This is a genomic window from Xanthobacter sp. BG11Y11_SDJG (assembly GCF_057364445.1).
This window is the reverse complement of the sequence record NZ_JBNFNU010000205.1, coordinates 1-7,413: the sequence shown is the minus strand read 5'-3', so window position 1 is coordinate 7,413 and position 7,413 is coordinate 1. Positions and strand designations below refer to the sequence as shown.

Annotated in this window: 11 protein-coding genes; 10 read left to right on the top strand and 1 reads right to left on the bottom strand. The window is 68.6% G+C overall.

The window, feature by feature from the left end:
• Positions 1–276 precede the first annotated feature (276 nt).
• The 3 genes from AC2W7M_RS15900 to AC2W7M_RS15890 all read left to right on the top strand — a co-directional run bounded on the left by AC2W7M_RS15900 (position 277) and on the right by AC2W7M_RS15890 (position 2,098).
• Positions 277–456: a hypothetical protein gene (locus AC2W7M_RS15900; RefSeq protein WP_486133191.1), complete on the top strand. Its 180-nt coding sequence runs from the start codon at positions 277–279 to the stop codon at positions 454–456.
• Positions 453–1,133 (top strand): phosphatase PAP2 family protein, encoded by a 681-nt coding sequence (locus AC2W7M_RS15895; RefSeq protein WP_486133190.1) that lies wholly within the window; start codon positions 453–455, stop codon positions 1,131–1,133. Before AC2W7M_RS15900 ends, AC2W7M_RS15895 begins: the two co-directional genes overlap by 4 nt.
• 185 nt (positions 1,134–1,318) lie before the next feature.
• Positions 1,319–2,098, top strand: a complete 780-nt coding sequence (locus tag AC2W7M_RS15890) for a GntR family transcriptional regulator (RefSeq protein WP_486133189.1) — start codon at positions 1,319–1,321, stop codon at positions 2,096–2,098.
• A 338-nt stretch (positions 2,099–2,436) separates the two neighbouring features.
• On the opposite strand, the gene AC2W7M_RS15885 is transcribed toward AC2W7M_RS15890, so the two are convergent.
• Positions 2,437–2,568 carry a hypothetical protein gene (locus AC2W7M_RS15885; RefSeq protein ID WP_486133188.1) on the bottom strand — a complete coding sequence of 44 codons (132 nt, stop codon included), beginning with the start codon at positions 2,566–2,568 and terminating at the stop codon, positions 2,437–2,439.
• A 59-nt stretch (positions 2,569–2,627) separates the two neighbouring features.
• On the opposite strand from AC2W7M_RS15885, the gene AC2W7M_RS15880 reads away from it, so the two are divergent.
• Genes AC2W7M_RS15880 through AC2W7M_RS15850 form a run of 7 tightly spaced genes read left to right on the top strand, consistent with a single transcriptional unit; the run spans position 2,628 to position 7,328 of the window.
• Positions 2,628–3,323, top strand: coding sequence for an ABC transporter substrate-binding protein (locus AC2W7M_RS15880; RefSeq protein ID WP_486133187.1), 696 nt, complete (start codon positions 2,628–2,630; stop codon positions 3,321–3,323).
• Entirely contained in the window at positions 3,275–3,469 is a 195-nt protein-coding gene (locus AC2W7M_RS15875) for a hypothetical protein (RefSeq protein WP_486133186.1), read from the top strand. Before AC2W7M_RS15880 ends, AC2W7M_RS15875 begins: the two co-directional genes overlap by 49 nt.
• A 36-nt stretch (positions 3,470–3,505) precedes the next feature.
• Complete coding sequence (locus tag AC2W7M_RS15870; protein ID WP_486133185.1) at positions 3,506–4,285, top strand: ABC transporter ATP-binding protein; 780 nt, start codon at positions 3,506–3,508, stop codon at positions 4,283–4,285.
• The gene (locus tag AC2W7M_RS15865; protein ID WP_486133184.1) at positions 4,282–5,079 is read left to right on the top strand and encodes an ABC transporter permease; all 798 of its coding nucleotides are present in this window, start codon (positions 4,282–4,284) and stop codon (positions 5,077–5,079) included. Before AC2W7M_RS15870 ends, AC2W7M_RS15865 begins: the two co-directional genes overlap by 4 nt.
• A 35-nt stretch (positions 5,080–5,114) precedes the next feature.
• On the top strand, positions 5,115–5,879 hold the full coding sequence (locus AC2W7M_RS15860) for an ABC transporter permease (protein WP_486133183.1): 765 nt from the start codon (positions 5,115–5,117) through the stop codon (positions 5,877–5,879).
• A gap of 29 nt (positions 5,880–5,908) precedes the next feature.
• Positions 5,909–6,814 carry a Sua5/YciO/YrdC/YwlC family protein gene (locus AC2W7M_RS15855; RefSeq protein WP_486133182.1) on the top strand — a complete coding sequence of 302 codons (906 nt, stop codon included), beginning with the start codon at positions 5,909–5,911 and terminating at the stop codon, positions 6,812–6,814.
• Complete coding sequence (locus AC2W7M_RS15850) at positions 6,696–7,328, top strand: hypothetical protein (protein ID WP_486133181.1); 633 nt, start codon at positions 6,696–6,698, stop codon at positions 7,326–7,328. The genes AC2W7M_RS15855 and AC2W7M_RS15850 overlap by 119 nt, the downstream gene beginning before the upstream one ends.
• The last annotated feature ends 85 nt before the right edge of the window (positions 7,329–7,413 follow it).

Below are 7,413 nucleotides of genomic sequence, written 5' to 3'. Positions count from 1 at the left end.
GGCGCAGCCGACGCCTGCTCCCCCGGCCCAGCGACGGCGCAGCCGGCACCGCTCCCCGGCCAAGCGACGGCGCAGCCGGAGCGCCGAGCCGGGGTCCAGGGGAGACTCGAGCGCAGCGGGCAAAACCTCTGGCGCATCGCTAAACACCTACAAAGCCGCCTCCGGCGCAGCTTTTGCGCTTACGTTCTGGCTCTCCTTCCGCTGACGCTCCAGTCGGCCGGGACGCGAGGCGGCGGTTCTCTCCGGCCGTCGCCCTCCGGCTTGACCGGAGGGCCCATGGCATTGACGCTGCGGCACAAACCGGCCAATCCTGGCGCCATGCCTTCCGACGACAGCCGGCTGTCCCGCCTCATCGCCATCCCGCTCGCCGGACCCGCGCTCGCCCGCGCCTGGGACTGGCTGGCGGCGAGCCCGCTGGGCCGCGCCTCGCGCCGGTGGCGCGCCTCGAACCCGTGACCCTCGCCGTGGTCGCCGTCGCCGCCTTGGCGCTCTATGGCTTCGCCGTGCTGGCGGGCGAGGTGCTGGAGGGCGACACCGGCCGGCTCGACCGCGCCATCCTCCTGGCGCTGCGCAATCCCGGCGATCTCGCCGATCCGCTCGGGCCGACATGGTTCGAGGAGGTGATGCGCGACCTGACCGCGCTCGGGGGCACCACGGTTCTGGCGCTGGTGACGGTGGGCGTGATCGCCTATCTGCTGCTGGTGCGCCGGCGCGCCACGGCGCTGCTGGTGGCCACCTCGGTGCTCGGCGCCACGGTGCTTTCCGGCCTGCTCAAATGGGGTTTCGACCGGCCGCGGCCCGACCTCGTGCCGCACGGCGTCGCGGTCTACAGCCAGAGCTTTCCCTCCAGCCACGCCATGCTCTCGGCGGCGATCTACCTGACCCTCGGGGCGCTGCTCGCCCGCAGCCAGGAGCGGGTGCGGGTGAAGGCGTTCCTCATCGGCGTCGCCGTGCTCGTGACCGTGCTGGTGGGGGCGAGCCGGATCTATCTCGGCGTCCACTGGCCCACCGACGTGCTCGGCGGCTGGGCGGTGGGCGCGGCCTGGGCCTCGGCCTCCTGGCTGGTGATGCTCTGGCTCCAGCGCCGCGGCGAGGTGGAAGGCGAGGCGCCGGTCCCGCCGCCGCGATCCTGACGGTCCCGGGCCCAATCATCCGCACATCTGGGGCTAGTGGCAGACAAATCCAAAATTGACCGGACAAGTATCGATTTGTATCCGCTGTCGCGCTAGGGTGCAGGACCGAAGCCAGACAAGCGGGACCGAGGATGAGGACACGCCGGGATTTGACCGGGACAGCGCATGACGTCCCGCCGGAGCCGGTGCCGGCCGCGCCCCGCGCACGGGCCGCGCGCGGGGAGGAGGATCCCGCGCGCTACCGCCAGATCGCCCGGCAGCTGGAGACCGCCATCTCGGTGGGGCGCTATCCCGTGGGGACGCTGCTGCCCACCGAGGCGGCGCTGTGCGCCAGCTTCGGCGCCAGCCGCTACACCATCCGCGAGGCCCTGCGGACGCTGGTGGAGCTGGGCATGGTCGAGCGCCGCCAGGGGGCGGGCTCGCGGGTGGTCGCGGCGGCGCCCCGCACCTCCTATTCCCACACCATGCGGACCCTGGCGGAATTCTTCCAATATGCCCGGGACACCCACCTGGAGATAACGGAATCAGGGATTTACGCCATAGACGACGAGGAGGCGCTGGTGCTCAAGGCGCCCGTCGGCAGCCGCTGGATGCGCCTGCGGGGCGTGCGCTGGACGCCGGAGCGGACCGAGACCATCAGCTACACCACGGTCTATATCCACGTGCGCTTCGCGCCGCTCCTGGCCGACGTGAGCGACGCCGAAGGGCCGATCTATGCATTGGTGGAGGCGCGCTCGGGCGAGACCATCGCCGAGGCGATCCAGGAGATCACCGCCTGCGCGCTGCCCGCCGCCATCGCCAAGCCGCTGAACGTGCGGCCCGGCGCGCCCGCCATGCGCTTTGTCAGGCGATATTTGGATGCCAGCGGCGGCATCATGCTCACCTCGCTCAACTGGCATCCCGCCGACCGGTTCTCCTATGTCATGTCCATTCGCCGCGGGGATTGGCCGGGACAGGACGCGTGACCTCTGACGCGGCCTGTTGACAGCCGGGACTCATGGTCTATGTTGTCCGGACAATAAGAATAATAATCCGGGAGAACGACCATGACGCAGGATGCTTGCCCCAAGCTCGAAGCCCAGTCATCCGTGCTGCAGGGCGCAATTCGCGCCGCGGCTGCCGGTGGTTGGGCGCTGCCTGCCGGGAACGGTATTTGACCGGACATCTTCTCGTACGCCCCGGGTGATCGCTCATCCGGCGGTGGAAATGGGAGGTCGTCCGGCGGGGCCGCGCTTCGGCGGTCCGGGGCGCACCCTCCCCCAATAAAGTCCCCGCGGCGACAGGTCCGGGGCAAGAGGGAGGATCAAATGGCTAACGGATTGAACAGGCGCGCTCTTCTGGCCGGAGCGGCGGGCCTCGCGGCGAGCGCGGGCCTCGGCGGCACCGCCATCGCGCAGGGCGCCAAGGTGAAGATCGCCACTTTGCCGAGCATCATCCTGTTCCCCACCTGGGTCGCCCGGGACCTCGGCATCTTCAAGGATTTTCCGCGTCGACGTGGAGTTCGTGATCGCGCGCGGCGGCTCCGAGATCACCCAACTCTTGCTCACCGGCGCCGCCGACATCGCCAATGCCGGCGTCGAGCACATGCTCAAGCTGCGCGAGACCGGGCTCGACGTGAAGGTGATCGCGGTGCAGGAGCAGCGCTACATCACCGAATTGATCGTCAACATCAAGCACAAGGACAAGGTCAAGTCCGTCAAGGACTTGAAGGGCATGACCATCGGCGTGTCGGGCATGGGCTCGGGCAGCCACGTGTCCTCGCGCTACGTCCTGCGCTCGGCCGGTCTCGACCCGGACACCGACGTCTCCTTCGTCGCGGTCGGCAGCCCGGCGACCCAGGTGAAGGCCTTCACCGAAGGCCAGATCGACGTGCTGATGGCGTTCGATCCCGCCCAGTCGATCCTGAAGTACGAGAAGAAGATCGCCTATCCGGTCTGGAGCGGTCCCGCCGGCGATCCGCCCGCGATCTTCCAGGACTTCGCCATGGAGTGCCTCGCAGCCAAGGCGCCTGGATCGACAAGAATCTCGAGACGGCGAAGAACATCAACCGCGCCAACACCAAGGCCATCGACGTCATCCTTCAGGGCGATCCGCGGGTGCTGGACGTCTACCAGGCCATGTTCCCTGGTGTCGCCAAGGAGGTGCTGCGGCGCAGCCTCAACGAGCATCTCGCCTCGTTCTCGCCGGTGATGAGCGCCCAGAGCCTCGCCAACGTGGTCGAGTACGGCAAGTTCGCCGGCGTCACCACCAAGAACTTCGCCATGGCCGAGGTGGTGCCGCCCGGCTTCGAGGATCTGTGGCGCTCCTGGAAGGCGCCGCCGGTCAAGGCCTACTGAGCACCGGGCGTTTTGAACGCAAGAGGGTCCGATCACATGTCACGGCCGCTGATTTCCGCCTCCCGGATCACCATCCGCCACGGCAACGGCTTCGTCGCTTTGGAGGATTTCTCCCTCCACGTCGCGGAAGGCGAGTTCGTCGGCATCGTCGGACCCTCCGGGTGCGGGAAGACCACCTTCCTCGACGCCGTCGCCGGGCTCATCCCGGTGGCGTCGGGGGAACTGCTCTTCAACGGCCACGCCGTCACCGGCGTGGTGCCCGGCGAGGTGGGCTACCTGTTCCAGAAGGACAGCCTGCTGCCGTGGCGCACCGCCTACGGCAATGTCTGCGCCGCCCTCGAACTGAAGGGCGTGCCCAAGGCCGAGTGGCCGGCGCGGGCGAACGAGGTGCTCCATAAGGTGGGCCTCGGCCGCTTCACCGACCGCTATCCGAGCCAGCTCTCCGGCGGCATGCGCCGGCGCGTGCAGCTCGCCGTGCTGCTCGCCTTCGATCCGCCGGTGATCCTCATGGACGAGCCGTTCGGCGCCCTCGATGCGCAGACGCGCACCATCATCGAGGACGACTTCCTCCGCCTGTGGGGCGAGAACCGCAAGACCGTGCTGTTCGTCACCCACGACCTGGAGGAGGCGATCTGCATGTGCGACCGGGTGGTGATCCTCACCGCCCATCCGGGCACCGTGAAGGAGGTGCTGGACGTGCCGTTGCCGCGCCCGCGCACCGTGGACGAGGCGAAGTTCGCGGACGGCTTCCAGCCGACCCTGCGCACCCTCTCCACCTCGCTGCGCGCCGAAGTCGGCCGGACTCTCGCCCTATGACCACGCTCGCTTCCCAAAGCACCCGCCGCACCGCGCGCTACATCCAGCTCGCCGCCGTGGCGGCCTTCCTGGTCGCCTGGGAGACCGGCACCGGCAACGGCTGGATGAACGCCTTCATCGAGAGCCCGACCTTCTGGTTCTCGACCCCCTCGGCCATCGGCACGCTGTTCTGGAAGCTTTCGCTCAACGGCCAGCTTCTCAACCATGTCTGGCTCACGGTGAGCGCCACGCTCATCGGCCTCGCCATCGGCGCCGCCATCGGCACCGCGCTCGGCATCCTCATGAGCCTGTCGGACTGGCTGGAGAAGCTGTTCGATCCCATCTGGTCGGCGCTGAACGCGCTGCCGAAGATCGCGCTCGCCCCGGCCTTCGCGGCGGCGCTCGGCATCGGCATCGCCTCGAAGGCGGCGCTGGCCGTGACCATCGTCGTGTTCGTGTTCCTGTTCAACACGGTGGCCGGCCTCAAGGGCATCGACCCGGTGGTGCGCTCCAACCTGCGCCTCATGGGCGCCTCGCGCTGGCAGATGCTGAAGATGCTGATGCTGCCGCAGCTCGCCCGCTGGCACTACGGCGCGCTGCGCATCTCGCTCGGCCTCGCGCTCACCGCCGTGGTGGTGGGCGAGTTCGTGGCCGCGCGCGGCGGCGTCGGCTTCATCATCCAGTACGGCTTCGGCACCTTCAACGTGGCCTGGTGCTATGTGGGCATCATCGTTCTCGGGGTGCTGGCCCTCGCGCTCGATGGACTGCTGCGCTGGGGCCAACGCCGGCTCTCGCCGTGGGAGGCCTCGCGATGAGCGTCATGTCCGTGTCCTCGCAGCGGAAGGCTCCCATGACGAAGATGCGCTTCGGTCTCGGCCTCTCGGCCTCGCGCCTGCTGCTGATCGCCGCCGTCCTCGCGCTGTGGCAGCTCGCCGTGTCGGCGGGTTGGATGGAAGCGGCGTCCATGTCCTCGCCGGTCCTGGTGGGGCGGCGGCTCTACGAGATGTTCGCCAGCGGCATGATCTGGCCGCACCTCTTCGACACGCTCGGGGCGGCGGTGATCGCCCTGGTGCTCTCGGCCGTCGCCGGCCTCGCGCTCGGCATGGCGCTCTATCGCTGGCCGCTGCTGGAGGCGACGCTCAACCCGCTGCTCGTCGCCATCAACGGCATTCCGCGCGTCGCCTTCGGCCCGCTGATCGTGCTGTTCCTCGGCGTCGGCATCACCGCCAAGGTCGCGCTCGCCGTGTCCATCGCGCTGTTCGTGTTCACAACCAACGTGCTGGAGGGCATGCGGCAGATCGATCCCATGCTGCGGAGGCACTTCCTGCTCATGGGCGCCGGCCGCTGGCAGACCTTCGCGATGGTGACGGGGCCGAGCCTCGTGACCTGGATGTGGGCCGCGGTCGACCTCGCCATCGGCCTGTGCCTGATCGGCGTCATCATCTGCGAGTTCATCAGCTCGACGTCCGGCCTCGGCCACCTGATCTCGGCGGCCTCCATGGGCTTCGACACCACCGGCGTGGTGGCGCTGCTGGTCATCATCGTCGTCGCCACGGTGATCTTCCGCATCCTGCTCATCGCCTTGCGCTCCTGGCTCGCGCCCTGGAGCAAGTGACCTTTCACCGACATTTCGAGGAGACGAAGATGGTCGTGCTTGACCCGAGGAAAGATGCCGAAGCGGTGTTCGACGTGCTCGACCAGGGCGGCGTCGCCATCGTTCCCCTCGATGTGGCCTATGCCGTGTTCGGCGGCTGCGGCGAGGCGATCAAGAACATCTTCACCGCCAAGGGCCGCAGCTTCTCCAAGCCCAACGGCATGATGGCGGACTACGAGATCTTCTCCGAACTGCACATCGTCGGCGAGCGCGAGCGCACGCTGGTGCGCGCCGTGACCGAGGATTACGGCCTGCCGCTCTCCGTGGTGGCGCCGTTCCGCGCCGACCATCCGATCTTCGCCTCGGTGGACGAATTCACCATGGAGCGCTCCACCAAGATCGGCACGCTCGACCTGCTGCTGAATGCCGGCCCGCTCCACAAGGCGATCACCGAGCTGTCGCGCCAGCGCATGCGCCCGGTGCTCGGCTCGTCCGCCAACCGCTCGCTGACGGGCTCCAAGTATCGCCTCCAGGACGTGGACCGCGAGGTGCGCGACATCGCCGCCATCGAGGTGGATTACGGCCTGTCGCGCTATGCCAACCCGGAAGGCATCTCCTCCACCATCATCGATCTGAAGAGCTTCCAGGTGCATCGCTACGGCGTGTGCTTCGAGCAGATTGCCGACATCCTACGCCGCCATTTCCAGATCGAGCTGCCGGCCCGCCCGGCGCCGTCGCGGCCTGAGCGGGGCGCGGATCATGTCGGGCGCTCCCCTCTACGACATCGCGGGCGATGCCGCCCGCGCCTTCGAGGTGCTGCGCACGGGTGGCATCGCCGTGGTGCCCAACACCATCGGCTATTCCATCCTCGGCGGCTCCAAGGCGGCGCTCGACACCATCTTCCGCACCAAGAAGCGCGCGCCGCAGAAGCTCAACGCCATGGTGGCGAGCCTTGAGGCGCACCGCGCGCTGCATGTGACCAGCTCGCGCGGGGCGGAGATCGTCGCCGCCATCACCGGCGACTACGATCTGCCGCTCGGCTGCATCGCGCCGTTCCGGGCCGACCACCCCATGATGGCCGGCCTCGATATCGAGGTGATGGGCGCGAGCACCAAGGAAGGCACGCTCGTGATGCTGCTGAACGCCGGGCCGTTCCACGCGGCGCTGACCAAGCTGTCCTTCGAGGCGCAGTTCCCGCTGTTCGGCTCCTCGGCGAACCTCACGCTCGGCGGCACCAAGTTCAAGGTGGAGGACATCGAGGACGAGATCCTCGCCATCGCAGATTTGGTGATCGACCACGGGCTGCAGCGCTTCCATCCCTACGGCTCGTCCTCCACGCTGCTGAACGTGGAGACGCTGGAGGTGGTGCGCTTCGGCTCCTGCTACGAGGACATCGCTTATGTCCTGAAGCGCCATTTCGGCCTCGTTCTGCCGGCGCGGCCGGGCGCGCTGGAGCGGCGCGCGTCATAAGATGGGCACCGCTCCGCAGCAGCGCGGCCGGCCGTTGAACCGGCCGGCCCGCGCGCCCCTCAGGCCCGGTGTCAGGGCGACCGCC